This window comes from Denitromonas iodatirespirans, from assembly GCF_018524365.1.
Lineage (GTDB): Bacteria > Pseudomonadota > Gammaproteobacteria > Burkholderiales > Rhodocyclaceae > Nitrogeniibacter > Nitrogeniibacter iodatirespirans.
The window spans coordinates 1-26,031 of the sequence record NZ_JAEKFT010000043.1; the positions used below are offsets into that span (position 1 = coordinate 1).

Sequence of the window (26,031 nt, forward strand, 5' to 3'; positions counted from 1 at the left end):
AATCCATCGATCAGCTCTTTCGGGATGGACGGCAGCGCCGCCGCAGTGCTCTTCTTGCTGGTCTTTCTTGGCATACATGCTCCTTGCTCACATGGTATGCCTCAAACACAAAATTTCTGACAGGCTCTGGCTTGTTGCCAAAGCCAAGGCGACAGGCGCGACCGTTGTAACACACGAGAAGTTGAACCTCGCCATTCGCAAGAAGTTTCTGATCCCAAACGTGTGTAGAGTTTTTGGTGTGAAATGGATCGATACGTTCGAGTTACTTGAGACACTTGAAGCCCGGTTCGTCTTGCCAACTTAGGCGTACCATTTGCTTGCCGGAGCGGCCCCGACCCCGTCCCGCGTGTAGTGCTCCGTCACACCCGATTCTTGTGCCCCAGCAGCCCCCGAGCCCTTCCAAGGTCGCCGGTCAGTTGCTGTCTTCGCCCGGATATCCCTGAACTGGAATGACACGCCGGCCGCAGCTCTGGCCTTGTCGAATCAGTTTCGCAGCATCCAGTAGGTGGGGGCTGGCCGTTCTCGTCCTTGATCGGCCATTGACTCGTGGCCTTCGCCGGGCGTGATGTGATCCGCTCGACGACCTGGGCGAGTTCCCCGGTGATTTCGATGGCGAGCTTCTTCCCGGTCTTGTTCCGTGTCACATGCAGCGTGCCGACGCAGCCTGACACGCGCTCCCGCCAAACCGGAGCCAATGACTGGCTGACCTCCTCGGCTTGCGCTTCTTACACCACGTCCTGGGATGATCTCAGGCCGTCCGCGTGCCGGCGCCGTGGGCTGATAATGCTCAAGCTTTGGCGGTGGGGCCGGGTGATATAATTCGCGCTCTGTTCGCCCCCAGATCAACCGCTGCATGCCTCTTTTCGCGCTTGGCTTGAATCACCACACGGCACCGCTTGCCATTCGAGAGCGCGTGTCGTTTCAGCCTGAGCGCTTGCTGGAGGCGCTCAAGGATCTGACCTCGGCGCGGGTGCAGGAGGCGGCGATCCTGTCGACCTGTAACCGTACCGAACTGTATTACGCCACCGAAGAGCCGGAGTTCGCGGCCGACTGGTTGGCGCGCTATCACAATCTGGCGCTGTCCGACATGGCGCCCTATTTGTATACCTACCCGGCCAAGGATGCCGTGCGCCATGTGTTTCGCGTGGCCAGCGGGCTCGATTCGATGGTGCTGGGCGAGCCGCAGATCCTGGGGCAGGTGAAGGATGCGGTACGCCAGGCCGAAGAGGCGGGCACGCTCGGCACCACGCTGCATCAGTTGTTCCAGCGCACCTTTTCGGTGGCCAAGGAGGTGCGCTCCAGCACCGCGATTGGCGCCAATGTGGTGTCTATGGCAGCCGCGTCGGTGCATCTGGCCGAGCGTATTTTCGAACGCATGGCCGACCAGCGCATCCTGTTCATCGGCGCCGGCGAGATGATCGAGCTGTGCGCGGCGCATTTTTCCGGTACCCGGCCGCGCCGCCTGACCATCGCCAATCGCACCGAGGAGCGCGCGCGTGGGCTGGCCGACCGCTTCGGCGGCGACACGCTGCGTCTCGATCTGATCGGCGAGGTGTTGCCGCAGTATGACGTGGTGGTGTCCTGTACGGCCGCGCCCTTGCCGATCATCGGCTTGGGCATGGTCGAACGGGCGCTCAAGGCGCGTCGCCACCGGCCCATGGTGATGGTCGATCTGGCGGTGCCGCGCGACATCGAGCGCGAGATCGGCGATCTCGACGACGTGTTTCTGTACACCGTGGATGATCTGGCCCAACTCGTGGCTTCGGGCAAGGAGACGCGGCAGTCGGCGGTGGTGGAGGCCGAATCGATCATCGAGGAGCGGGTGCGCGGCTTCTTCCAGTGGCTCGAAGGGCGCGAGGCGGTGCCGGTGATCCGCGCGCTGCGCGAAGAGGCCGAGCGCCTGCGCCAGCAGGAACTGGCCCGCGCCGCCAAGCGTCTGGCCAAGGGCGAGGATCCGCAGAAGGTGCTCGAGGCGCTGAGTCTGGGCATCACCAACAAGTTGATCCACGGCCCCTCGCGGTATCTCCATCAGGCCGAAGGCGAGGCGCTGCTCGAAGCGGGGCGGGTGGTCAGCACCCTGTTCCATCTCGACCGCCACGACGGCTAGCGGCATTTTGGGTGGGCCGGCAGCGGCACACCGGGCATTCATGAAAGCATCCATTCGCGAAAAACTCGATCAGCTTGCCGACCGCCTCGACGAGGTGGACCGGCAGATGTCGGACGGCACGGCACCGCCCGACGGCGCCACCTTGCGCCGGCTTGGGCAGGAGCGGGCCGAGCTGGAGCCGGCGGTGCAGGCCTATGCCGACTATTGCCAGGCCGAGCGCGACGCCAAGGCCGCGCGCGAGCTCTTGGCCGATCCGGAGATGGCGGCGCTGGCGCGCGAGGAGATCGAGGCTTGCGATGCCCGCCTGGCCACGCTCGAAAAGACCCTGCAGACCGCCTTGCTGCCCAAGGACCCGGACGATCGGCGCAACCTCTTCCTCGAAGTGCGCGCCGGCACCGGTGGCGACGAAGCGGCGCTGTTCGCCGGCGAGTTGCTGCGTATGTATCTGCGCTATGCCGAATCCCGGCGCTGGAAGGTGGAGACGGTGTCCTTGTCCGAGTCGGAGCTCGGCGGCGTCAAGGAGGCGGTGGTGCGCATCGTCGGTGACGGCGCCTATGCCCGGCTCAAGTTCGAGTCCGGCGGCCATCGCGTGCAGCGTGTGCCGGTCACCGAAACCCAGGGGCGCATCCACACCTCGGCGTGCACCGTGGCGGTGTTGCCGGAGGCCGACGAGCTCGAAGAGGTGGCGCTCAACCCGGCCGATCTGCGCATCGACACCTACCGCGCCAGCGGCGCCGGCGGGCAGCACATCAACAAGACCGATTCGGCGGTGCGCATTACTCATCTGCCCACCGGCATCGTGGTCGAATGCCAGGACGATCGTTCGCAGCACCGCAACAAGGCGCAGGCCATGTCGGTGCTGGCGGCGCGCATCCGCGACGTGCAGCAGCGCGAGCGGCAGGCCTCGGAGGCGGCGACGCGCAAGAGCCTGGTCGGCAGTGGCGACCGCTCCGAGCGCATCCGCACCTACAACTTCCCGCAGGGGCGGGTCACCGAGCACCGCATCAACCTCACGCTATACAAGCTCGATGCGGTGCTGGCTGGCGCGCTGGACGAGATCATCGATGCGCTGACCGCCGAGCATCAGGCCGACCAGCTCGCTGCCCTGGCCGATGACGAGCGCTGAGACCGTCGGCGCGGCGCTGGCCGCCTGCCGCGGCCGCATCGAGCGCACCGACGCCCGCATCCTGATGGCCGAGGCCATCGGTCGGCCGTCGAGTTTTCTGGTGGCGCATCCCGAGACCGTCTTGACCGCGGAACAGCAGGCCCGCTTTGCCCAGTGGGTGACACGGCGCGCGGCTGGCGAGCCGGTGGCCTACCTGATCGGCACGCGCGAATTCTATGGCCGACCGTTCGCCGTGAGCCCGGCGGTGCTGATCCCGCGGCCGGAAACCGAAGGCATCATCGACATTGCGCGCGAGGCCTTCCCGACGGCCCCGAGCCATGTGCTCGACCTGGGCACCGGCAGCGGTGCGCTGGCCGTTACGCTGGCGTTGCTGTGGCCCGAGGCGGCGGTGGTGGCGGTCGACCGCTCGGCCGCGGCGCTGGCCGTGGCGGCGGCCAATGCCCGGCAGCTGGGCGCACGGGTCGACGTCCTCGAAAGCGACTGGTTCTCGGCCTTGCCCGCCGCACGCCGTTTCGATCTGATCGTGTCCAACCCGCCCTATGTCGCCGAGGGCGATCCGCACCTGGGCGAGGGGGATGTGCGCTTCGAGCCGCCGGGGGCGCTGGCCGCCGGGGCCGACGGGCTGGACGACATCCGGCGCATCGCCGCCGATGCCGCGCCGCGCCTGGCTTCAGGCGGCTGTCTGCTGGTCGAGCATGGCTACGATCAGGGCGCCGCGGTACGCCAGATTCTGGCGCTCGGCGGACTTGCGCGCGTGCGCAGCTGGACGGATCTGGCGGGCATCGAGCGGATCACCGGAGGCTGGCTTGACGCTGCGGTGGACGAAGCCTAGAATTTCCCGACTTATTAACTCAACTATTCGAGCTGTCACCATGAGCGTTCAAGACCGCATCCACGAGCAAGTCACTTCCAACCCCGTCGTGCTGTACATGAAGGGCACGCCGCAGTTTCCGCAGTGCGGCTTCTCCGCGACCGTGGCGCAGATCCTCAAGCTCTGTGGTCTGCAGAACTACGCTTCGGTGAATGTGCTGGCCGACGAGGAAATCCGCCAGGGCATCAAGGAATACGCCAACTGGCCGACCATCCCGCAGCTCTACATCAAGGGCGAGTTCGTCGGCGGTTGCGACATCCTGCGCGAGATGTACGAAAACGGTGAGTTGCAGGAGATGCTGAAGGATGTTCAGCAAAGCTGAACCTCCCGTCACCGGGCAGATCAACGGGCCGCGTCATGCGGCCCGTTCGTTTTCGTCGGCCTGATCGGTGCTCGGTTTTTCTTCGGGGGTGATGGCTTTACGGGCAAGATGCAGGGCCAGCAGATGCGGGGGCATGCGCAGCCAGTGCCCGCGGATGTACAGCGCCTTGCAGGCCAGCGCGCTGAAGGCGTCGGCGCATGTCGGGTGCTGGGGGCGCAGGATGCGCGAATAGATTGCGTCCAGCATCGCCAGGCGGGCGCCGCCCGGGGCGACGGCCGGGAGCGAGGGCATGAGCTGCGACGGCATCGGGGTGCCGAACACCTTGCCGGTGTAGCGCAGCGCAAGCCAAAGCGGATACCCCAGATGCTGGTGCGCCGCCCGTGCCACCAGCTGCTGCCAGAAGCCATCGCCGGCTTCCCGGGAGAAATGGCGCAGCAGCAGGTCGAGATCCGAGAGGTCGCGAAGCGCGTTGTCGGCCTCGCCTTCGTGAAACAGGTGGGTCGCCGAATGCAGGATCATGTCGCAGGGCGACAGCACGCGGACGCCGGGCCAGTTGGGCACGGCAATGCTGTCGCTGACCAGCGACGTCGGATCGGGGTGATAGCGTGCCGTGGGGGGCAGGATGGTGTGGTGCACATCCAGCGCGCTGCCGCGGAACATGTGCTGCATGGGCGGTAGCTCGTGCATCCAGCGGCGGTAGTAGCGCTGATCGTAGTCGGTCAGCTTGGCGCTCATCCAGCCATGGCGCATCAGCGCCGATTCTGCCTGGGGAAGTTGCGGCTTCGGCACCAGGATGTCGATGTCGGAGAAGACGCGACCGGCCGCCGCGGGCAGCCCGGCCACGACGTAGGCCGCGCCCTTGAGCAGGATGACGTCGATGCCTTCCGGCTGCAGCGCACGGCGCAGTTCGTCCGTTTCGTGGCGCACCGCCTGATGCTGCCGGTGGGCCAGATGATGGGCGGCGATGAGATGGCGTCGTGGTGCTTCCGGCACGGACGACAGCGCTCCGAGCTCGGCGATCCGGTGGTGCAGGCGCGCCAGCAGATTGGCATGGCGGGCATGGCGGATGAGCAGATCCCAGCCCGTGGCCGAGCGAGGGAGTCGCGGTTCCGGTGCCGTCAGGGTGTCGGCCAGCAGCGAAGCGGATTCAGCGCGCATCGGCAAGGGCGTCGAAGGTGGCAATCGCATCGTCGAGATGGCTGTAGGTGAAGCGATAGCTTGGGCAATCGTCGATCAGGCGGCCGATGGCATGGAAGCCCTGTTCGCCGAGGATGTGATAGTTCATGGCATTGTCGGCCAAGGACAGAAAGGCTTCGCCCTGGGCCATGGGGGTCAGGGCCGCCTCGGTGCCGGGGGCGTACTTGGGTAGCACGATCCAGGTCGGACGCGCCGGGGTGCCGGCCTGTGCGACGCTCGATGCCGGCGCCTGCATGAGCGCGACAGCCCCCTTGCTGGTGTCCTGGATGGTCGGACCGAAGACCGCCTGGGGGGCGAAATCGCGCATGATCTGGATGGATGCGTTCTTGAGATTGACCGGCCGCGCCAGCGCCTGGATCTCTCCTGTTTCCAGGCTCACCAGGGTCAGCTCGTCCGACAGCAGCCGCCAGCCCCGATTGACCAGGGCGGCGCAGAGGGTGCTTTTGCCTGAGCCGGGTGGTGCCGGGAGGATGGCGGCGCGATCGCCGTGCGCGACGGCCGCGGCATGGATCACCAGCTGGTGATGGCCGTAGGCCGTGATGCACCAGTTCATGCCCCATTCGAGCATGGCCAGCGCCTGGGCGCGCGGCAGCGGCTTGAAGGGTTCGACCCCATCGACTTCGAAACAGGCTTGCGGACGGAGCCAGCGCCGCACATGCCGGCCGGCATTGATGGCGATGTGGTAGTCGACGAACTCGTCGTCGTCGGCCAGGGGGGTTTGGGCATGCAGCAGTTGCAGGCCGGCCCGGATCTCCGGCAGCGGGCTGCGAATCGAGAAGACGAAGGGCCCTGTCCGCAAACGGACGCCCGAGCGCTTGAGTCGATGCGCGAGGTCTGCGTTACTGAGGTGGGAGAGGTTCAACGGTGGATATCTCGATCAGCTGGGCGCTGACCAGTATACCGACCGCGAGTGCTATGCGTTCTGGGAGATCCGGCTCGACCGTGGCGTCTGACACATCCGCCAATTGCGCCGCGATCTCCGTCGGTGTCAATCCCTGGGGGGCAGCCTGGATGGCGTCGAGGGCGAATCGGCTGAGCGGGTCGATGACGAAGGTGCTGCCGGTGCGCTCGGCGTATCCGACCCAGCCTTCGGCGACCTCTTTCCAATGAATCAGGCCGATGGGTCGCGGCACATATCGCGACTCATCGGCCGATGTTGACTCCCTGCCGGGCAAGGATCAGCTCTCACCCATGGTGTATTTGAAGTAAGCGACCACGTCGGTCTTGCCCCAGTTGACCACGGGATAGGTCACCGCTTGATACGAGCCCATCGCCCCTTTTTTCCACATGTCGCAAACGGTGGCGGTGTTGACCGGATAACCCGATCCTCCGGCGGCGTTGGCCCAAGCGGCCACGCAATAGCGCAGAAACTCATCGCCGTCGGCCAGGGCGTCTTTCAGCTTCTTGTCGTTGTGTGCGCTGTTGTAGCCGCAGGATCCCAAGACGTCTTTGACCTTGTAGTTCTTCCAACTCGGGGCCGATGAGCTTTGGCACGTGTAATACCAGTCAGAGGGCTTTTTGTAGTACTGGTGGCAGGTCTGACTGCCCGGCTGGCTGAGGTTGCCGGATACGGAGAAGCCCGACGGCTGTTTGCAGCTGTAGGTGGCGAGGGCCGGGGTGCTCTTGAGCAGCAGCAGGAGCGGCGCCCCCGACAGCCCGCCCTGTACGAGGCGGCGTCGGCTTTCGGACGTCGGCGTGGAAGGAGTCTGGTGGTCTTGGCTCATAATTTTTTCTCTGGCGCGGTCGGGGCAGAAAAGCGCTGGTTCAAGTATAGGCCAGCGTCTGCGGCGGTATCGTGAAAAATGCCATGGGTCATGCAGCGGTCCCCTTGGGATAAGCAACAATGATGCCTTGTTTGCGCCGCTGCCTATGGTATTGAAAAACAAGAATAAAATTTTCGGTCTTGCGCGGAGGAACGGCGAAGTGTCAATTCGACCGACACCTATCCTCGCGGGGTGACGACAGGGGGGGCGGCTGCGCCCGGCCGATTTCGAGCGGACCGGCGGCGTGCCTCGGCGGCCCGTCAGATGCTGGCGACTCGGGCGCTGGTCATCGACAGGCGGCCGGCGAGGACTTCGAGGAAGGCCTTGTAGAAATGCATCCGGCAGGTATCCGAGGCCCGCTGAAGGGCGCGGGCGTGGATGGTGATGACCTCGACTTCGGTGCTGGCCTCGACCGAGGCGGTGCGCAGCCCACTGCCGGGAGCAAACACCGCCATCTCGCCGAAACAGTCGCCCGGGGTGAGCAGGTGCAGCAGGCGCTTGTGTTTCTTGACCCGTGCCTCGCCGTTGGCCAGGAAGCAGAAATGATCGCCCGGCTCGCCTTCCTTGAGCAGCGTGGTGCCCGGTTCGGCAAAGCGCCATTCGGAGAAGCGCACGACTTCCCAGATTTCGACGTCGGAGAATTCGCGGAAGAAGGGCAGGCGGCGCAGGGTCTGGAACTTCTGGGTGTCGGAGACCGCCCGTTTGCGATGGCCCAGGCCGATGTTGCGAAAGGCGTGGGCCAGGTCGTGGGAGAACTCGATCCAGCTTTGGTAGCGGTCGTCGAGTTCCTTTTGCATGGCGCGCTGCACGATGGCGTCGAGCTCAGCCGGGACCTCCGGGCGCAGGGTCATCGGCGAGGGCGGTGTTTCGTGGGCGATGCGGTAGAGCAGGCTGTAGTTGTTCGAAGCCTCAAAGGGCAGACGGCCGGTGAGCAGTTGGTACATCACCACGCCGAGCGAGTAGATGTCGGTCTGGTGGGTGAGCGGCATCTCGCGCACCTGCTGGGGCGACATGTAGGCCGGTGAGCCAACGCCGGAGATCTGCGTGGTGTCGGCGGTGTTGAACAGCGCGGCACCGAAGTCGGACAGCTTGATGTCCTGGCCGTCGGGGTGATCGAGCAGGATGTTGGCCGGCTTGATGTCGCGGTGGGTGATGCCCTGGTGATAGGCGTAGTCGAGCGCGCGAGTTGCCTTGAAGACGATCTCGATGACGCGGTCGAAGGGCAGCAGGCGGTCGGGCCGGCAGAAGGGCTCGAGCGTGCCGCCGGGCACATACTCCATCACCACATAGCCGTGATCCTCTTCGACAGTGGCGTCGAAGATGTGGGCGATGTGCGGGTGGGACAGCCGGCCGGCGAGCGAGGCCTCGTTGATCAGCAGGTGACGGTAGAGGCGGCCCCGCTCGGGGTCCTTGAGCACTTCCGGATAGATCTGCTTGATCGCCACCTCGCGCTGGGCGAAGGGGTCGTAGGCCAGATAGACCGCACTGGTGGCACCTTCTCCGAGCAGTCGCCGGATCTCGTACTTGCCAATGCGGTCCATGTCGGCGGGGGGCGTCAGCCCAGCGCGGCGCGGGCGCGGGCGATGGCGGCGCGCACCTGGGCCGGTGCGGTGCCGCCGATGTGGTTGCGGCTGTCGAGCGCGCCTTCGACGGTGAGCACCTGGTACACGTCTTCGTCGATCAGTTCGGAGAAGGCGCGCAGGTCGCCCAGCGGCAGGTCCGGCAGGTCGCAGCCGCGCTCTTCGGCGGCGCGCACGGCGCGGGCGACGACTTCGTGCGCATCGCGGAAGGGCAGGCCCTTCTTGACCAGATAGTCGGCCAGGTCGGTGGCGGTGGCGAAGCCCTGGTTGAGCGCGTCGCGCATGGCATCGGCCTTGACGCGGATGCCGCTGATCATGTCGGCGTAGATGCGCAGCGTGTCGATCACCGTGTCGGCGGTGTCGAACAACGGCTCCTTGTCTTCCTGGTTGTCCTTGTTGTAGGCCAGCGGCTGGCCTTTCATGAGGGTGAGCAGGCTGATCAGGCTGCCATTGACGCGGCCGGTCTTGCCGCGCACCAGCTCGGGCACATCGGGGTTCTTCTTCTGCGGCATGATCGAGCTGCCGGTGCAGAAGCGGTCGGCCAGATCGATAAAGCCGACGCGTGGGCTCATCCACAGGATCAGCTCTTCGGAGAAGCGCGACAGGTGGGTCATGGTCAGCGCCGCGGCGGCGCAGAACTCGATGCCGAAGTCGCGATCGGAGACGGCGTCGAGCGAGTTTTCGCACACGCCGTCGAAGTCCAGCTCGCGGGCGACGAACTCGCGGTCGATCGGGTAAGAGGTGCCGGCCAGCGCGGCGGCGCCCAGCGGCAGGCGGTTGACCCGCTTGCGGCAATCGGCGAAGCGCTCGGCGTCGCGGCGGCTCATCTCGTAATAGGCCATCAGGTGATGGCCGAAGGTGACCGGCTGCGCCACCTGCAGATGGGTGAAGCCGGGCAGCGGCGTGGCGGCGTGGGTGTCGGCCAGGTCGAGCAGGGCGCGCTGGTAGTCGACCAACAGGGCAAGGATCTGGTCGATCGCGTCACGCAGCCACAGGCGGATGTCGGTGGCCACCTGGTCGTTGCGGCTGCGGCCGGTGTGCAGGCGCTTGCCGGCATCGCCGATCAGGGCGGTGAGGCGTTTTTCGATGTTGAGATGGACGTCTTCGTCCTGCAGCGACCAGGCGAACTCGCCGCGTTCGATCTCTTCGCGGATCTGGCCCAGGCCGCGTTCGATGTCGGCCAGATCGTCATCGCCGATGATGCCCTGGCGGGCCAGCATCCTGGCGTGGGCCAGCGAGCCGCGGATGTCTTGCGCCGCCATGCGCTGATCGAAGAAGACCGATGCGGTGTAGCGCATCACCAGTGCCGAGACCGGTTCGGAAAAGCGGCCGGACCACGCCTTGACGGCGTCATCCCGATTGGATTGCTGATCTGCCATAATGCCCACGGTACTTTTATGAAAATTGGTTTGGCGGGACGCAGCGCTGCCGCTATGCGGCGCCCCCCGACAGCCACTTTCTCGAACGAGAGCGCATGGCCGTGGTGTCCCCCGGAAAGACGCAAAGTATAAGTCAAAAGCCCAAGGCGCTCGCGATCGCCGGCGTCTTGCCGGACTTTCGCAACATGGGCGTGATGCTGCGCATCATCCTGCTGGTCAACCTGCTGGCGATCCTTACCGTGGTGGTGCACAGCCGCACCGCCGACGACATCGTGCCGGCCATGGTGGCCTGGGCGGGATGGCTGGAGCTGCCCCTGTTCGTCGTCATTTTGCTGCTCTACCTGGGGCAGCCGGTGCTGGCGCGCCTGTCGCCGGGGCGCTTCTGGCTGGCGGTCGGCCTGCTCGGCCTGCTGGTCAGTCTGTTCGCCCATCCGCCGCTTGGCGCCCCCTCGGGCGTGGCGCTGTGGCGCTGGCTGGGCTGGAGCGTTTTGGCAACGGTGGCCGCGATGGGCTACTTTGACTACCGGGGGCGTCTGTATTCGCCTGCGCTGACCGAGGCTCGCTTGCATGCACTTACCGCACGGATCCGGCCGCATTTTCTGTTCAACAGCATGAATGCCGTGCTGGGTGTGATCCGCGAAGATCCGCGGCGGGCCGAGCAGGCGCTCGAAGAGCTGGCGGACATGTTCCGGGTGCTGATGAAGGAGCACAAGGAGCTGGTGCCACTCGACAGCGAAATCGCCCTGTGCGAGCGCTATCTGGACCTGGAGCGTCTGCGGCTGGGCGAGCGGCTGGTGGTGGTGTGGGACCTGAGTTGCAAGCCGGCGCAGGCCCTGGTGCCGCCGCTGTTGCTTCAACCTTTGCTCGAAAACGCCGTCTATCACGGTATCGAGCCCTCCGCGCAACCCGGCGACATCGCAGTGCGAGTGGCGCGGCGGAGCAACGAGGTGCTGATCGAGGTCAGCAATCCGATCGTGGATACGCCGCGGGCGCAGAAGGGAAATCACATCGCCCAGGCCAATATCCGTGAGCGTCTGTCCCTGTTTTTCGATCTTGAGGCAGACATGCGAATCGACCGCAGCGGGGGCCGCTACAGTGTGCGGATCCGGCTGCCTTACCGGAGGCTGAAACCATGACGCAAGCCGAACTCCGAGTCCTGATCGTCGACGACGAAGCACCGGCCCGTGCCCGCCTGCGGGATGTGCTGGGCGACGTTCGGCGCGAGCAGCCCAACCGGGTGGTCGGCTTTGCCGCCAACGGCGACGAGGCCTTGCGCCTGATCGACGCCGAGGCGGTGGATGTGGTGCTGGCCGACATTCGCATGCCCGGCATGGACGGCGTGTCGCTGGCCAAGCATCTGAACGGACGGGCCGATCCGCCGGTGGTGATCTTCACCACGGCCTATGACCAGTACGCGGTGCAGGCCTTCGATCTGGCCGTGGCCGACTACCTGCTCAAGCCGGTGAAGGCCTCGCGCTTGGTCGAGGCGCTCGAGAAGGCGCGCAAGCTGTGCCAGGGCGCCGAGACGCGGACGGAGGCGGACAAGCCGCTGAGCGTGACCGAGCGCGGGCGCATCCTGCTGGTGGACATCAACCGGGTCCTCTACCTGCGCGCCGAACAGAAATACGTGACGGCACGCACGGCCGAGCGCGAATACCTGCTGGACGAATCCCTGGTGCACCTCGAAGAGACCTACCCCGGGCGTTTTCTGCGCATCCACCGCAATTGTCTGGTGGCCCGGCAGGCGATTGCCGGCATCGAGCGCGAGGCCGGCGAAGGCGAGGGGCGCTGGCTGGTGGTGCTGGCCGGGCTGGACGAGCATTTGCCGATCAGCCGCCGCCAATGGCCGCAGGTGAAGGCAACCCTCGATATCTGAGCGGCCGGCCTCCGCGCCTGAACGAAAGACGCTCAGGCGCTCAGATGTCGGCCAGATGCATGCCGTCGGTGGTGCGCCGGCCGCGGCGGGTGCGGCGATCCTCCAGCCCCTTCGAAATATGCTGAAGCGTTTCCGGCCGGTAGGGGTTGCGCCGGTCGCCGCGGCGCCGATCCTTGAAATGCGTGAAGGTGCAACGGCAGCGTGACGCATCGCAGCTGGCCAGCGGCAACAACGGCGCCTCGTCCGACAGGAAGCGCAGCCCCTTCAGCGTCTGGGCGGTGCGACAGGCGCCCTCGCCGGGATTGATGGCGACACCATGGTAGGGATGCGAGGCGCTGTCGTCCTCGTCTTCTTCGTCGGAGGGGCGGCCGCGCATGACATACCACGCGGCCAGTGCCAGCACCGCCAGCAGGGCGGCAAACCATTCGATGGACATAGGCCTCGCTCACTCAGGGTTCTGTCTCATTCCAGTATGGCTGTTGCGCCAGGGGTCTGCTGGTGCGGCGCCAAAAAAGCCCAATGGGATTTTGTATCAAAAGGTGAGCGCCAGCGCATGGGGCGAGCGAGAGGCCGACAGGCACTGTCTTTGCGCCTGTCGGTGAGTCATGAACTGCAAGGCACGGGCCGGACGCCGATCAGCCGCTGTTGCGCAGGCCCGCCGCAATACCGTTGATGGCAATGTGGATGCCGCGGCGGATGCGCTCGTCCTCGGCGCCGGCGCGATGGCGGCGCAGCAGCTCGACCTGCACATGGTTGAGCGGGTCGAGGTAGGGGAAGCGGTTGCGGATCGAGCGCGCCAGCAGCGGGTTGCCGTCGAGCAGGGCCGCCTGGCCGGTGATCAGCAGCAATGCCTCGACGGTGGCGGTATGCTCGGCGCAGATGCGCGGGAAGATCGCCTCGCGTAGCGCCGGGTCGGACACCAGCGCGGCATAGCGGCTGGCGATGGCGGTGTCGGACTTGGCCAGCACCATGTCCATGTTGGACAGCGTGGTCGAGAAGAAGGCCCACTCGCGTGCCATCGCCTGCAGCAGGGCCAGTCCGTCGTCCGGGCGCTCGGCCAGGAAGGACTTGACCGCCGAGCCGAAGCCGTACCAACCCGGCAGCATCAGCCGGCACTGGGCCCAGCTGAACACCCAGGGGATCGCGCGCAGGTCTTCGATGGCGGTGCTCTTCTTGCGCGAGGCGGGTCGCGAGCCGATGTTCAGCGCCGCGATCTCGGTGATGACGGTCGATTCCCAGAAGTACTGCTCGAAGCCCGGTGTCTCGTACACCAGGCCGCGATAGGCGGCAAAGGCGTGGTCGGACAGCGCCTGCATGGCATCCATGTAGTCCGGCCGTGGCGCCGGCGCGGCGTCGGCCTGCAGGCTGGCCTGCAAGGTGGCGGCCACCAGCACTTCGAGGTTGCGCCGCCCGACCTCGGCATTGCCGTACTTGGCGCCGATGACCTCGCCCTGTTCGGTGAGCCGGATCTGCCCCTGCACGGCGCCGCCCGGCTGGGCCAGGATGGCTTCGTAGCTGGGGCCGCCGCCGCGCCCGACCGAACCGCCGCGGCCATGGAACAGACGCAGGCGCACGCCATGCCGGCGAAACACCTCGACCAGCGTGACCTCGGCCTTGTACAGCTCCCAGCCCGAGGTGAGGAAGCCGCCGTCCTTGTTGCTGTCGGAGTAGCCGAGCATCACCTCCTGCGCGCGGCCGCGGCTGTCGAGCAGGCGCATGTAGGGCGCCAGGGCGAACAGCCGGTTCATGGTGGCACCGCTGGCGCGCAGGTCGTCGATGGTCTCGAACAGCGGGATGATGTTGATGTCCAGCGCCTGTTCATGCGGGCGCAGCAGGCCGGCTTCCTTCAGCAGCAGTGCCACTTCGAGCAGATCGGAGACGCCATCGGTCTTGGAGATGATGTAGTTGGGCAGCGCTGCCGTGCCGTAGCGCCGGTGCGCGGCACGGGCGGCGGTGAGGATCGCCAGTTCGCCCTCGGCCAGTTCGCTGTAGGTGATGTGCGGCGAGCGCAGCGGCCGGGTGGAGACGATCTCGGCGCTCAGCAGCGCGATGCGGGCATCTTCGTCGAGGGCCAGATAGTCGATGGCCGGGTCGGCCGCCTGGAGCAGCTCGGCCACCACTTGCTCGTGCACATCTGAGTTCTGGCGCAGGTCGATCGGCGCCAGGTGGAAGCCGAACACCTTGACCGCGCGGCGCAGCTGACGCAGCCGGCCGCGTGTCAGCGGGGCGGAGCCGTGGGCGGTGAGCGAGTCGTGGAGGATGTCGAGATCGGTGCTGAAGGCCGCCGCGTCCGGGTAGGCCGGCGCGCTGCCGGCCGGCGCCGGGGTGGTCGGCTTGCCGAGCAGTGCCTGGTGGGTGGCGGCCAAGCGCGCGTACATGCCGGCGATGGCACGACGATAGGGCTCGTCGGCGCGGTGGGGCGAGCGGTCGACGCTGGCCTCGGCGAGCGCGAGCAAGGCCTCGGACGGGCTGACCAGTCCGTCGGCCAGCGACAGCTGCGAGCCGAGCGTGTGCAGCTCGTCGAGGTAGAAGGACAACGCCACCGCGGCATGCATCGACAGCGCCTGCTCGAGCACCTCGGCGGTGACGAAGGGGTTGCCGTCGCGGTCGCCGCCGATCCAGCTGCCGATCTGCAGGAAGGCCGGCCAGTCGTGGTCGGTGAAGGGCGTGTGCAGGCCGGCGAGGGTGTCTTCGACCTTGGCATAGAGGCGCGGCAGCTCGCGCAGGAAGGTGCTGTCGAAGTAGGACAGGCCGTTGGCCACCTCGTCGATCACCGACAGCTTGGCCGGGCGCAGCATGCGCGTCTGCCACAGGGTGAGCACGGCGCGGCGCAGGGCGGCGTCGGAGTCTTCCGCTTCTTCGGGGGTCAGCGTCATCCGGTCGCGCGCGTCGAGCAGGCGGGCGATGGCGGTCTGGCAGTTGAGGATGCTCTTGCGCTGCACTTCGGTCGGGTGCGCGGTGAGCACCGGGCTGATCAGCGCGCCGGCGAAGAAATCGCCCAGCTCCTGCGCGCCGGCGCCGTCGGCGAAGACCCGCTCGATGGCATGCGCCAGGCTGCCGGCACGCGGTGCCGAGCCGCCGATCAGGTGGGCGCGGGTGCGGCGGATGTGGTGCTGGTCCTCGGCGATGTTGGCCAGGTGCGAGAAATAGCTGAAGGCGCGCACCACGTCGATGGTCTCCTCGCGCGACAGCGCGTCCAGCGTGGCTTCCAGTTCGCGCCGGGCGTCCTCGTCGTCATCCCGGTGGAAGCGCACCGACAGCTGGCGGATGCGTTCGACCAGCGCAAAGGCGGCCTCGCCGCGCTGCTCGCGCACCGTGTCGCCGAGCAGCCGGCCGAGTTGCCGGATGTCTTCGCGCAGGGGAAGGTCTTTGTCCTGATTCATGATCGTGTCCATCGTGCGGCGGGCTTGAGTTGCCGCAAAAAAGTGGCTTTTGGGCTCATGCTAGAATCGCCCCGGCGCTGGCACTATCGGGGGCTTCCCGCATGCTGCCATGCACCATGCGCCAACGCCAGCCATGTCTTTTTCCCTGTCCGAGTGAGCCGCCCATCGTGAGTTCGTCCCAGCCCGCCGTCGCCGCCCCCGAGCGTATCGTCATTGCCACCCGCGAAAGCCGCCTCGCCCTGTGGCAGGCCGAGCATGTCAAGGCGCGGCTCGAAGCCCTGTATCCGGAATGCGAGGTCGTGCTGCTCGGCATGACCACCCGCGGCGACCAGATTCTCGACCGCCCGCTGGCCAAGGTCGGCGGCAAGGGCCTGTTCGTCAAGGAACTGGAAACCGCCTTGCTCGACCGCCGCGCCGACATCGCCGTGCATTCAATGAAAGACGTGCCGATGGAGATGGGCGAGGAGTTCGCCCTGGTCACCATCTCCGAGCGCGAAGTGCCGCTCGACGCCTTCGTCTCCAACAAATATGACAGCCTCGACGACATGCCGCCGGGCGCCGTGGTCGGCACCTCCAGCCTGCGCCGCGAGTCGCAGCTGCATGCCAACTACCCGATGCTGGCCGTCACCAGCCTGCGCGGCAACCTCGACACCCGCCTGCGCAAGCTCGACGAAGGCCAGTACGACGCCATCATTCTCGCCGCCGCTGGCCTGACCCGACTCGGCCTGGGCGAGCGGATTCGCGGCGTGCTGCCCTCGGAGGTCTCGCTGCCCGCCGCCGGGCAGGGCGCGCTGGGCATCGAGGCGCTGTCCGACCGGCCCGAGGTGGCCGCCTGGATGGCCCCGCTCAACGACGCCGAGACCTCCGCCTGCGTGCGCGCCGAGCGCGCCGTGGCGCGCGCCCTGGCCGGCAGCTGCGAAGTGCCGCTGGGCGCCTATGCCGAGGTCGACAATGGCGGCCTGTGGCTGCGCGGCTTCGTGGCCCGGCCCGACGGCAGCGAGATCGTGCGGGCCGAGCGCCGCGGTCCGCTGGCCGACGCCGAGGCACTGGGCCAGGCGCTGGCCGACGAGTTGCGTGCCGGCGGCGCCGCCGAGATCCTCGCCACGCTCTGAATGGCCGGCATGACGCAGGCCTCGTCGCAGCCGCTGGCCGGACGGCGCATCGTCGTCACCCGGCCGCAGGCGCAAGCCGGCAGCCTGTGCGAGGCGATTGCCGCGGCGGGCGGCGAGGCGGTGTGCATCCCGGTGATGTGCATCGAGGCGATCCCGGTCAGTGCCGAGTTCGAGGCCTTGATCGCCGAACTCGATCAGTTCCATCTGGCCTTCTTCGTCAGCCCGAATGCCGCCGAGCATGGCCTCGCCGCCGTACGTGCACGGCGCCGCTGGCCGGCCTCGCTGGCGGTGGCCACGGTGGGCAAGGGCAGCGAGCGCGCCCTGCAGGCGCTCGGCTTCGACCGGGTGATCGCACCGACGCAGGGCTTCGACAGCGAGGCCGTGCTGGCATTGCCCGAATTCTCCGCCCAGGCCGTCGCCGGTCATCGCATCATCATTTTTCGTGGCAACGGCGGGCGCGATCTTCTGGGTGATACACTCACACAACGCGGTGCCGCGGTCAGTTATGCGGCATGCTACGCTCGACGGGTACCCCCGGAAGGGGCCGACCGGCTGCTGGCCGAGGCCGACCGGACGGATGCCCTGATACTGACCAGCAGCGAAGGCGTCTCCAACCTGACGGATATGTTGGGAGCACAGATGAGCCGACTGGCCCACATTCCCGTGTTTGCCCCCCACCCGCGCATCTGTGCCCGGGCGACGGCGGCAGGCTTTGCCACGGTGGTGGAAACCGCCCCGGGCGATGCCGGCATGGTCGATGCCCTGGCGAACACCTTTTCCGGCGGTTGCCGCCACGCTTGATCACCACCAGACGACGATATGAGCGAAGACACTCCAGCCCTGACCCGCGCCCAGCCGGACGCGGCATCTCCCGACACCGGCGCGCCGGTCGATACTCCCGAGGCCGTGCAGCCCGAGGCTACGGCCGCGCCAGGCGAGAAGCGCGGTGGCGTGCTCGTGCCGGTGTTGCTGGTGCTGTGCCTGCTGGCCATCGGCGGCCTCGGCTGGCAGTGGTGGATGATGCGCGGCCAGCTGGCGCAGACGCAGGACGAGCTGACCCTGCGCCTGGGCGAGGGCGACGAGGTGGCCCGTGAGGCGCGTGCCGCCGCCCGCCAGGCGATCGACACCATGACGGCCTTGCAGGGCAAGGTCGGTCTGCTCGAAGCCAAGGCCGAAGAGGCCGAAGGCCAGGCCGCGGCGCTCGACGCGTTGTATCAGGAGTTCTCGCGTACTCGCGACGAGCGCACCATGGCCGAAATCGAACAGGCGGTGACCATTGCCGGCCAGCAGCTGCAGCTTGCCGGCAATGTCGAGGCCGCGCTGATCGCTCTGCAGGCGGCCGATGCCCGCCTGTCCGGCTTCAACGAATCGCGCCTGGCGCCGCTGCGCCGCAGCCTCAAGCGGGACATCGAACGCCTGCGCGCCGCGCCGCGGGTGGACTTCCCCGGCATCACCTTGCGTCTCGAAGCCCTGCTCGAATCGGTCGACCGTCTGCCGCTGGCCTTCACCGGTCAGGCCGTGGCCACCGACGCGCCCGAGAAAACCGCCACCGGCACGCTGATGGACGATCCGCTCGGCTTCGTGCAGGCGGTGCTGAGCGACTGGTGGGCCGAGATGCGCACCCTGGTGCGGATCGAACGGCTGGATAGCTCCGCCGAGCCGGTGCTCTTGTCGCCATCCCAATCCACCTATCTGCGCGAAAACCTCAAGATCCGTCTGCTCACCGCGCGCCTCGCCCTGCTCGGGCGCGACCAGCGGACCTTCCAGGCCGACATGCAGCAAGCCGCCGAGTGGCTGGGCAAGTACTTCGATCTGCGCGACGAGGCCGTGGCCGAAACCCTGACCTCGCTCAAGACGCTGGCCGACACCCAGATCGCACCGGCCCAGCCGGCCCTGACCGAGACACTGGCGGTGCTCAAGACGCTGCAGGGCAAACCCGGCGTCGGCGGCGACGAGATGGCCCCGGTCGACGGCAAGAAGGCGCCGGCGCCCGCATCGACACCGGCACCTGCGTCGACACCCGCGCCGGCGCCGGCCGCCACGCCTGCGCCCGCCAAGGCCGGGGAGTAAGTCGCCATGCGTGGATTGCTCTGGCTGATCGCCCTGTTCGCCGCCGCCGTCGGCGTGGCTGTCCTGGCCCGTGCCAATGATGGCTATGCCCTGCTGGTGCTGTCGCCCTACCGGGTGCAGATTTCACTGAACCTGCTGGTGCTGGCGCTGCTCGCCACCTTCCTGGCCGCCTACTTCGTGCTGCGCGTGATCACCCGTGCGGTGCGCCTGCCGGGGCAGGTGGTGGCCTATCGCGGGCGTCGGCGCAAGGAGAAATCCGCCGTCGCCCTGCGCGAGGCGCTGCGCCTGCATCTGGAGGGGCGCTATTCGCAGGCCCTGAAGCAGGCCAAGAAAGCCTACGACCAGGCCGACGATGACGGCGTGGCAGCCCTGATGGCCGCCCGCGCCGCGCATGCCCTGCGCGACGACACCCGCTACCGCGAGTGGCTGGGCAAGGCCGCGCAGGACGAGCGGCTGCGCGCCGCGCGGATCATGACCGAGGCCGAGATGGCGGTCGAAGGGCGCCGTTTCGATGAAGCCGCCGAGCGCATCCGCAGCCTCAAGGGCAGCGACAACCGCCCGGTGGCGACCCTGCGCCTGGCACTCAAGACCGCGCATGCGCTGGAAAACTGGGAAGAGCTGATCCGCATTGCGCGCCAGCTGCGCAAGCACCGGGCGCTGAGCCAGGAGCAGGCCGCGCCGCTGTTGCGCCGCGCCCACCTGGCCGCCCTGCGCGAGCGCGACGGGCAGCAGGAGGCGATCGCCCGCTACTGGCAGGGGATTCCGGCCGACGAGCAGCAGGACCGCCGCCTCGTCGAAAAGGCTGTGCCGTTGCTGGTGGCCAATGGCCAGGGCGCCACGGTGCGCAAGATGCTCGAGCGCCTGCTCGACGAGCAGTGGGAAAGCGATCTGGCCCGGCTGTACGGCCATTGTGGTGAAGACGATGCCGTGGCCTGCCTGAACCGCGCCGAGAAGTGGCTCAAAGCGCACCCGGACGACGGCGGCCTGCTTTACGCGCTGGGACGCCTGTGCCTGTCGGCCCAGCTGTGGGGCAAGGCGCAGAGTTATCTCGAAGCCTCGGTGTCGGTGGCGCCGACGGTCGATGCCCATCTGGCCTTGGCGCAGCTGTCCGAGCGCTTCGAGCGGCCGCAGGAGGCACAGACGCATTTTCGCCGTGCCGCCCAGCTGAACGGGGCCGCGCTTGGGGCGCCAACGCTGGCACAGCTGCCGGCCCCCGAATAGACCGGTTCAGCCGGGATGAAAAAGAAGCGCGCCGATGGCGCGCTTCTTTTTTGTGCCGCTCACACCCAGTCGCGCGGCGGCAGGAAGGCTTCGTAGAGCTCGGCCTCGGGCGAGCCGGGCTCGGGATGCCAGTCGTAACGCCACTGCACGCGCGGCGGCATGGACATCAGGATCGACTCGGTGCGCCCGCCCGATTGCAGACCGAACAGCGTGCCGCGGTCGAACACCAGGTTGAACTCGACATAGCGCCCGCGGCGATAGGCCTGGAAGTCGCGCTCGCGCTCGCCGTAGGGGATGTCGCGGCGGCGCGCGACGATGGGCACATAGGCATCGACGAAGGCGTCGCCGACCGCGCGGGTGAGGGCGAAGCAGCGCTCGAAGCCGCCGGCGTTGAGATCGTCGAAGAACACGCCGCCGACGCCGCGCGCCTCGTTGCGGTGTTTGAGATGGAAGTAGCGATCGCACCACGCCTTGTACTCGGCATGCACCTCGGGGCCGAAGGGCGCGAGGGCGTGCTTGCAGGTGGCGTGGAAATGGCGCACATCGTCTTCGAAGGGGTAGTAGGGCGTCAGATCCATGCCGCCGCCGAACCACCACACCGGCTCGGCGCCGGGCTTGCTGGCGATGAAGGCGCGTACGTTCATGTGCGCCGTCGGGCAGTAGGGGTTGCGCGGATGGAGCACCAGCGACACGCCCATGGCCTCGAAGCTGCGCCCGGCCAGCTCGGGCCGGCTGGCGGTGGCCGAGGCGGGCAGGCCGTCGCCCATCACATGCGAGAAATTGACGCCGCCGCGTTCGAACACCTGGCCCTCTTCGAGTACCCGGGTGATGCCGCCACCGCCGCGCTCGCGCGTCCAGCGGTCCTCGCGGAAAGGTGTGCCGTCGAGCGCTTCGAGGCGCCCGACGATGTGCGCCTGCAGGCCGGTGAGGTAGGCCTTGACGGCCGCGGTGTCGATCATCGTTTGACGGCGCGGTGGCCGATGTCGCGGCGGTACTGCTTGCCGGCGAACTGGATGCGGTCGGCGATGTCGTAGGCGCGCACCTGGGCGGTGCGCACGTTGTCGCTCAGCGTGGTCACGCACAGCACGCGCCCGCCGCTGGTGAGCAGCTTATCGCCGTCGAGCACGGTGCCGGCATGGAATACATGGGCGTCTTCGCTCTCTTCGGGCAGGCCGCTGATGACGTCGCCCTTGCGCGGGTTGGCCGGATAGCCTTCGGCGGCCAGCACCACGCCGAGCGCGATGCGGCGGTCCCACTCCGCTTCGGCGGTGTCGAGCTTGCCCTTGACCGCGGCGTCGAGCAGATCGACCAGGTCGGACTTGAGACGCATCAGGATCGGCTGGGTTTCCGGATCGCCCATGCGGCAGTTGAACTCGACCACCCGCGGGTTGCCTTCGGTGTCGATCATCAGGCCGGCGTACAGGAAGCCGGTGTAGGGCGCGCCTTCGGCGCTCATGCCGGCCAGCGTTGGCTGGATGATCTCGCGCATCACCTTGGCGTGGATCTGCGGAGTCACCACCGGTGCGGGCGAATAGGCGCCCATGCCGCCGGTGTTCGGGCCCTGGTCGCCATCCTTGAGGCGCTTGTGGTCCTGGCTGGTGGCCAGCGCCAGCGCATGGCGGCCGTCGGCCATGACGATGAAGCTGGCCTCTTCGCCATGCATGAATTCTTCGATCACCACCCGCGCGCCGGCCTGACCCATGCCGGCGTCGCGCAGCATCATGTCGATGGCGGCATGCGCTTCGTCGAGCGTCATGGCGACGACCACGCCCTTGCCGGCCGCCAGGCCGTCGGCCTTGATGACGATCGGCGCGCCCTGCGCCTTCACGTAGGCATGGGCGGCATCGGCGTCGGTGAAGGTCTGGTACTTGGCCGTGGGGATGTTGTGGCGGATCAGGAACTGCTTGCAGAAGTCCTTGGACGCTTCGAGCTGCGCGGCCTGCCGGGTGGGGCCGAAGATCGGCAGCCCGGCGGCGCGGAAGGCATCGACCACGCCGGCGGCCAGCGGCGCCTCGGGGCCGACCACGGTCAGGCCGATGTCTTCATCGCGGGCGAAGGCGACCAGATCGTCGATGGCGGTGATGGCCACGTTCTCGACCATGCGCTCGTCCGCCGTGCCGGGGTTGCCCGGGGCGACCAGCACCTTGGTGATGCGCGGCGACTGGGCGATTTTCCAGGCCAGTGCGTGTTCGCGCCCGCCCGATCCGATGACAAGAACTTTCATGTGTGTTGCCGTGACAAAGCGCCGGCGCGACGCGCGCGCCGGCTGGGTGAATTAATGGCGGAAGTGACGGAAGCCGGTCAGCACCATGGCGATGCCATGCTCGTTGGCGGCGGCGATCACCTCATCGTCACGCATCGAGCCGCCAGGCTGGATGACGGCCGTGGCGCCCGCTTCGGCCAGCACGTCGAGGCCGTCGCGAAAGGGGAAGAAGGCATCCGAGGCGACCACGCAGCCGGCGATGGCGAGGCCGGCGTTCTCGGCCTTGATCTTGGCGATGCGTGCGGAGTCGACCCGGCTCATCTGGCCGGCGCCGACGCCGACCGTCATGCCGCCCTTGCAGTAGACGATGGCGTTGGACTTGACGTACTTGGCCACACGCCAGGCGAAGAGCAGGTCGCCCATCTCTTCGGGCGTGGGTGCGCGGGCGGTGACCAGCTTCAGGTCGGCCTCGGTGATGCGCGCCACGTCGGCCGTCTGTACCAGCAGGCCGCCGCCGACACGCTTGTAGTCGAGCGCGCCTTCGCCGGTGCCGAGCGGGCAGGTGAGCACGCGCACGTTCTTCTTGGCGGCCAGCAGGGCCAGGGCTTCGTCGGTGTAGGCCGGGGCGATCAGCACTTCGAGGAACTGCGCGCTGACCGCTTCGGCGGCGGCCGCGTCGACCACGCCGTTGAAGGCGATGATGCCGCCGAAGGCCGACGTGGGGTCGGTGGAGAAGGCTTTTTTGTAGGCCTCGAGCGGCGACAGGCCGAGGGCCACGCCGCAGGGGTTGGCATGCTTGACGATGACGCAGGCGGTGGTGTCGAAGGCCTTGACGCATTCCCAGGCCGCGTCGGCATCGGCGATGTTGTTGTAGGACAACTCCTTGCCCTGCAGCTGGGTGTAGCCGGCCACACCGCCGGCGGGGGCGTTGGGCTCGCGGTAGAAGGCCGCGCTCTGGTGCGGGTTTTCGCCGTAGCGCAGGTCCTGCACCTTGTCGAAGGCCAGCTGGAAGCGGTCGGGGTAGGCCATGCGGCTGCCGTCCTCGGCCAGCGCGGTGAGGTAGTTGGAGATCGCGCTGTCGTAGCGGGCGGTGTGGGTGAAGGCCTTCACCGCCAGGGCGAAGCGGGTCTTGGCCGACAGCGCGCCGTTGGCCTTGATCTCGGCCAGCACCGGCGCGTAGTCCTCGGCATCGGTCAACACGCCGACACCGCCGGCCTCGTTGCCGTGGTTCTTGGCCGCGGCGCGCACCATGGTCGGGCCGCCGATGTCGATGTTCTCGATGGCGTCCTCGAGCGAGCAGCCGGGCTTGGCGATGGTCTGGGCGAAGGGATAGAGATTGACCACCACCAAGTCGATGCGCTCAATGCCGGCGCCGGCGATGGTGTCCATGTGCTCGGCCAGGTCGCGGCGGGCGAGGATGCCGCCATGCACCGTCGGATGCAGCGTCTTGACCCGGCCATCGAGCATTTCGGGGAAGCCGGTGTGGTCCGACACGTCGGTGACCGGCAGGCCGGCATCGCGCAGCAGCTTGGCGGTGCCGCCGGTCGACAGCAGCTTGACGCCGAGCTGGTGCAGTTCGCGGGCGAAGGCTTCGACGCCGGTCTTGTCGGAAACGCTGATCAGGGCGGTGGAAATTTGCATGGTGGAAAAGCGCCTTGCGGCGATTGGTTTAGAGAAGATCGTATTCGGTCAGCTTGCGTCGCAAGGTATTGCGATTGATGCCGAGCAGCTGGGCGGCGACGGTCTGGTTGCCGTCGGTCTGGCGCAGGACGAACTCCAGCATCGGCCGCTCCGCGCTGCGGATGACCAGGTCGTGCAGGGCGACCGGGGCTTCGCCGTCCAGGTCCTTGAAATATTGGTCGAGCGTGCGCATGACGGCGCAGGCGATTTCGTTCTGTTGGCTCATGCGGCCAGTTCCTCGAAACAGGATGCCTGATAGTGCACCGTGACACCCTGATGACTGAGCTGTGTAAAGAATTGATCGACGGCGGCCAGCTGCCCGGCCACCGTGTCTTCGGTATTCATGGTCTGGCGAAACACCTGCGCACCGGCCAGCCCCTTGGTGTACCAGCCGATGTGCTTGCGCGCGATACGCACGCCCGACCACTCGCCATAGAATGCATACAAGTCGTGCAGATGGCTGCGGCAAATGTCGCGGATCTCGGCGACCGGCGGAGGCGGCAGCAACTGGCCGGTGGCCAGGTAGTGCGAGATCTCGCGGAAGATCCACGGCCGACCTTGGGCCGCGCGACCGATCATCACGCCGTCGGCACCAGTGTGGCGCAGCACGGCGGCGGCCTTCTCGGGCGAATCGATGTCGCCGTTGGCGATCACCGGGATCCCCACCGCGGCCTTGACCGTGGCGATGGTGTCGTATTCGGCGTTGCCCATGTACTTGTCGGCGCGGGTGCGGCCATGGATGGCCAGCGCGCGGATGCCGCAGTCTTCGGCCAAGCGGGCCAGGCGCGGCGCGTTGCGGTGATCGCGATCCCAGCCGGTGCGCATCTTGAGCGTGACCGGAATGTCGGGCACGGCGGCGACCACGGCCGAGAGGATCTGCGCCACCAGCGGCTCGTCCTGCATCAGCGCCGAACCGGCGGCCTTGTTGCACACCTTCTTGGCCGGACAGCCCATGTTGATGTCGATGATCTGCGCGCCGTTGGCCGCGTTGAAACGCGCCGCATGCGCCATCTGCACCGGGTCGGCGCCGGCGATCTGCACCGAGATCGGCTCGGTCTCGCCGGCATGGTCGGTGCGCCGCCGGGTCTTGTCGGTGGCGTAGAGCAGGGTGTTCGACGACACCATCTCCGACACCGCCAGCCCGGCCCCCAGACGCTTGCACAACTGACGGAAAGGCCGGTCCGTCACCCCCGCCATGGGCGCGACGAACAGGTTGTTCGGCAGGGAAAAACCGGCGAATTCCATCGGAGGCAGGCGGTCGGGAAAAGCCGCCATTCTAACCGATGGGGGGGTGTCGGCGAAGCCAAATAACGTAACGCCCGTCGGCGGGGAGGCGGGGCGGTTTCGGCACCGCGGGGCCGGGTTCTTTGGTGCCTTCGGCGGAGGATCGTTGGCCGGGTCTCGCCCCGGCGGGCGACTTACTTCTTTGTCACGCGACAAAGAAGTAAGCAAGAAAACGCGCCCCGCTGTGCCGCCGGCTTCGCCGGTGCCCTCTCTACGCCCGGCGCCGGCGGGTCGTGTCGCAAACTCGCCCTGCGGGCTCAAACAGCGACACGACAATTCCCGCCGTCCCCGGTCTCCGTTCGGCGGCACAGAAGGGGAAGGGGGCGCGGGCTCGGCTTCGCCGTTGCCCGCTCTAGGGGTGCGTCGTAGGGCGGGTTTCAACCCGCCATCGGTAGTCGTTCGCAGATCATTGGCGGGTTAAAACCCGCCCTACCAAAATCTGCGCCGTTGTTGCCGGCGGGCTCCCCATCCCCTCTGTCGTGCCGAGCGCAGCAAGTGCGGGGCGGAAAAAGCGGCTTCGCTGTTTGAGCCCGAAGGGCGAGTTTGCGAAGCTGCCCGCCCCGTGCTTGCGGAGGGAGGGAAGCCCGCAGGGCCACGACAGTGGGGCGGGTACGAGTCAATCACATGGGTAACAGTTTTGTTCGGAGACATGGGTTACACCCTGAGCGTCAGGTAGTCGTCTTTTTCCCCCATCGTGTGCCGCTCATCGAAGTGACCGATCCTGAGCGGACCGAAGTAGACATCCCATAGTCCGTCGCCGACCGGTTCGAAACCAACGCTCTGGCCTGTGAGCAGGTAGCCGATGTAAATGCGCATGGAGCGCCAATAGATCAGGCCGCCACTGGATACCCTGTTGC

Annotated in this window: 24 protein-coding genes and 1 pseudogene; 11 read left to right on the top strand and 14 right to left on the bottom strand. The window is 67.3% G+C overall.

Features of this window, described 5'->3' with window-relative positions; translation table 11 throughout:
* Nucleotides 1-91 precede the first annotated feature (91 nt).
* The 5 genes from I8J34_RS25130 to grxD all read left to right on the top strand — a co-directional run bounded on the left by I8J34_RS25130 (nucleotide 92) and on the right by grxD (nucleotide 4,426).
* On the top strand, nucleotides 92-304 hold the full coding sequence (locus I8J34_RS25130; RefSeq protein WP_353525900.1) for a DUF4411 family protein: 213 nt from the start codon (nucleotides 92-94) through the stop codon (nucleotides 302-304).
* 549 nt (nucleotides 305-853) lie between these two features.
* Nucleotides 854-2,107: a glutamyl-tRNA reductase gene (gene hemA, locus I8J34_RS22325; protein ID WP_214363850.1), complete on the top strand. Its 1,254-nt coding sequence runs from the start codon at nucleotides 854-856 to the stop codon at nucleotides 2,105-2,107.
* A 40-nt stretch (nucleotides 2,108-2,147) separates the two neighbouring features.
* Nucleotides 2,148-3,233, top strand: a complete 1,086-nt coding sequence (prfA, locus tag I8J34_RS22330; protein WP_214363851.1) for a peptide chain release factor 1 — start codon at nucleotides 2,148-2,150, stop codon at nucleotides 3,231-3,233.
* Complete coding sequence (gene prmC, locus I8J34_RS22335) at nucleotides 3,220-4,065, top strand: peptide chain release factor N(5)-glutamine methyltransferase (protein WP_214363852.1); 846 nt, start codon at nucleotides 3,220-3,222, stop codon at nucleotides 4,063-4,065. Before prfA ends, prmC begins: the two co-directional genes overlap by 14 nt.
* 40 nt (nucleotides 4,066-4,105) lie before the next feature.
* Nucleotides 4,106-4,426 (top strand): Grx4 family monothiol glutaredoxin, encoded by a 321-nt coding sequence (gene grxD / locus I8J34_RS22340; RefSeq protein ID WP_214363853.1) that lies wholly within the window; start codon nucleotides 4,106-4,108, stop codon nucleotides 4,424-4,426.
* 33 nt (nucleotides 4,427-4,459) lie between these two features.
* Here grxD and I8J34_RS22345 read toward each other — a convergent pair whose 3' ends face one another.
* From I8J34_RS22345 to argH, 6 genes are all read right to left on the bottom strand, one after another.
* On the bottom strand, nucleotides 4,460-5,584 hold the full coding sequence (locus tag I8J34_RS22345) for a nucleotidyltransferase domain-containing protein (protein WP_214363854.1): 1,125 nt from the start codon (nucleotides 5,582-5,584) through the stop codon (nucleotides 4,460-4,462).
* Nucleotides 5,574-6,485: an HprK-related kinase A gene (locus tag I8J34_RS22350; RefSeq protein ID WP_214363855.1), complete on the bottom strand. Its 912-nt coding sequence runs from the start codon at nucleotides 6,483-6,485 to the stop codon at nucleotides 5,574-5,576. Before I8J34_RS22350 ends, I8J34_RS22345 begins: the two co-directional genes overlap by 11 nt.
* The gene (locus I8J34_RS22355) at nucleotides 6,463-6,756 is read right to left on the bottom strand and encodes a hypothetical protein (RefSeq protein WP_214363856.1); all 294 of its coding nucleotides are present in this window, start codon (nucleotides 6,754-6,756) and stop codon (nucleotides 6,463-6,465) included. The genes I8J34_RS22350 and I8J34_RS22355 overlap by 23 nt, the downstream gene beginning before the upstream one ends.
* Before the next feature lie 45 nt (nucleotides 6,757-6,801).
* Nucleotides 6,802-7,347 carry a hypothetical protein gene (locus I8J34_RS22360; RefSeq protein WP_214363857.1) on the bottom strand — a complete coding sequence of 182 codons (546 nt, stop codon included), beginning with the start codon at nucleotides 7,345-7,347 and terminating at the stop codon, nucleotides 6,802-6,804.
* A gap of 299 nt (nucleotides 7,348-7,646) precedes the next feature.
* Nucleotides 7,647-8,927: a serine/threonine-protein kinase gene (locus tag I8J34_RS22365; protein ID WP_214363858.1), complete on the bottom strand. Its 1,281-nt coding sequence runs from the start codon at nucleotides 8,925-8,927 to the stop codon at nucleotides 7,647-7,649.
* A 14-nt stretch (nucleotides 8,928-8,941) separates the two neighbouring features.
* The gene (gene argH / locus I8J34_RS22370) at nucleotides 8,942-10,345 is read right to left on the bottom strand and encodes an argininosuccinate lyase (protein WP_214363859.1); all 1,404 of its coding nucleotides are present in this window, start codon (nucleotides 10,343-10,345) and stop codon (nucleotides 8,942-8,944) included.
* A gap of 95 nt (nucleotides 10,346-10,440) precedes the next feature.
* On the opposite strand from argH, the gene I8J34_RS22375 reads away from it, so the two are divergent.
* Nucleotides 10,441-11,481: a sensor histidine kinase gene (locus tag I8J34_RS22375; RefSeq protein ID WP_214363860.1), complete on the top strand. Its 1,041-nt coding sequence runs from the start codon at nucleotides 10,441-10,443 to the stop codon at nucleotides 11,479-11,481.
* Complete coding sequence (locus I8J34_RS22380; protein WP_214363861.1) at nucleotides 11,478-12,221, top strand: LytR/AlgR family response regulator transcription factor; 744 nt, start codon at nucleotides 11,478-11,480, stop codon at nucleotides 12,219-12,221. Before I8J34_RS22375 ends, I8J34_RS22380 begins: the two co-directional genes overlap by 4 nt.
* Before the next feature lie 40 nt (nucleotides 12,222-12,261).
* Here I8J34_RS22380 and I8J34_RS22385 read toward each other — a convergent pair whose 3' ends face one another.
* Nucleotides 12,262-12,657, bottom strand: a complete 396-nt coding sequence (locus tag I8J34_RS22385) for a hypothetical protein (RefSeq protein ID WP_214363862.1) — start codon at nucleotides 12,655-12,657, stop codon at nucleotides 12,262-12,264.
* Nucleotides 12,658-12,856: 199 nt separating this feature from the next.
* A complete protein-coding gene (gene ppc, locus I8J34_RS22390) occupies nucleotides 12,857-15,604 on the bottom strand; it encodes a phosphoenolpyruvate carboxylase (protein ID WP_214363863.1) in 2,748 nt (915 codons plus the stop codon).
* A 167-nt stretch (nucleotides 15,605-15,771) separates the two neighbouring features.
* Here ppc and hemC point away from each other — a divergent pair, with 167 nt between their 5' ends.
* The 4 genes from hemC to I8J34_RS22410 are packed head-to-tail and all read left to right on the top strand — an operon-like array spanning nucleotide 15,772 to nucleotide 20,007.
* Complete coding sequence (gene hemC, locus I8J34_RS22395; protein WP_370661897.1) at nucleotides 15,772-16,716, top strand: hydroxymethylbilane synthase; 945 nt, start codon at nucleotides 15,772-15,774, stop codon at nucleotides 16,714-16,716.
* Nucleotides 16,717-16,725: 9 nt separating this feature from the next.
* On the top strand, nucleotides 16,726-17,517 hold the full coding sequence (locus tag I8J34_RS22400) for a uroporphyrinogen-III synthase (protein ID WP_214363865.1): 792 nt from the start codon (nucleotides 16,726-16,728) through the stop codon (nucleotides 17,515-17,517).
* An 18-nt stretch (nucleotides 17,518-17,535) separates the two neighbouring features.
* Nucleotides 17,536-18,786: a uroporphyrinogen-III C-methyltransferase gene (locus tag I8J34_RS22405; RefSeq protein ID WP_214363866.1), complete on the top strand. Its 1,251-nt coding sequence runs from the start codon at nucleotides 17,536-17,538 to the stop codon at nucleotides 18,784-18,786.
* 6 nt (nucleotides 18,787-18,792) lie between these two features.
* Nucleotides 18,793-20,007 carry a heme biosynthesis HemY N-terminal domain-containing protein gene (locus I8J34_RS22410; RefSeq protein WP_214363867.1) on the top strand — a complete coding sequence of 405 codons (1,215 nt, stop codon included), beginning with the start codon at nucleotides 18,793-18,795 and terminating at the stop codon, nucleotides 20,005-20,007.
* A gap of 59 nt (nucleotides 20,008-20,066) precedes the next feature.
* On the opposite strand, the gene hemF is transcribed toward I8J34_RS22410, so the two are convergent.
* The 6 genes and pseudogenes from hemF to I8J34_RS22440 form a co-directional block, all read right to left on the bottom strand.
* Entirely contained in the window at nucleotides 20,067-20,966 is a 900-nt protein-coding gene (hemF, locus tag I8J34_RS22415; RefSeq protein WP_214363868.1) for an oxygen-dependent coproporphyrinogen oxidase, read from the bottom strand.
* On the bottom strand, nucleotides 20,963-22,231 hold the full coding sequence (purD, locus tag I8J34_RS22420) for a phosphoribosylamine--glycine ligase (RefSeq protein WP_214363869.1): 1,269 nt from the start codon (nucleotides 22,229-22,231) through the stop codon (nucleotides 20,963-20,965). The genes hemF and purD overlap by 4 nt, the downstream gene beginning before the upstream one ends.
* Nucleotides 22,232-22,282: 51 nt before the next feature.
* Nucleotides 22,283-23,851, bottom strand: a complete 1,569-nt coding sequence (gene purH, locus I8J34_RS22425; protein ID WP_214363870.1) for a bifunctional phosphoribosylaminoimidazolecarboxamide formyltransferase/IMP cyclohydrolase — start codon at nucleotides 23,849-23,851, stop codon at nucleotides 22,283-22,285.
* 28 nt (nucleotides 23,852-23,879) lie between these two features.
* Complete coding sequence (locus I8J34_RS22430; RefSeq protein ID WP_214363871.1) at nucleotides 23,880-24,116, bottom strand: helix-turn-helix domain-containing protein; 237 nt, start codon at nucleotides 24,114-24,116, stop codon at nucleotides 23,880-23,882.
* Nucleotides 24,113-25,135: a tRNA dihydrouridine synthase DusB gene (gene dusB / locus I8J34_RS22435; protein WP_214363872.1), complete on the bottom strand. Its 1,023-nt coding sequence runs from the start codon at nucleotides 25,133-25,135 to the stop codon at nucleotides 24,113-24,115. Before dusB ends, I8J34_RS22430 begins: the two co-directional genes overlap by 4 nt.
* A gap of 693 nt (nucleotides 25,136-25,828) precedes the next feature.
* Nucleotides 25,829-26,031 (bottom strand): annotated as a pseudogene (locus I8J34_RS22440) (hypothetical protein); the annotation flags it as partial.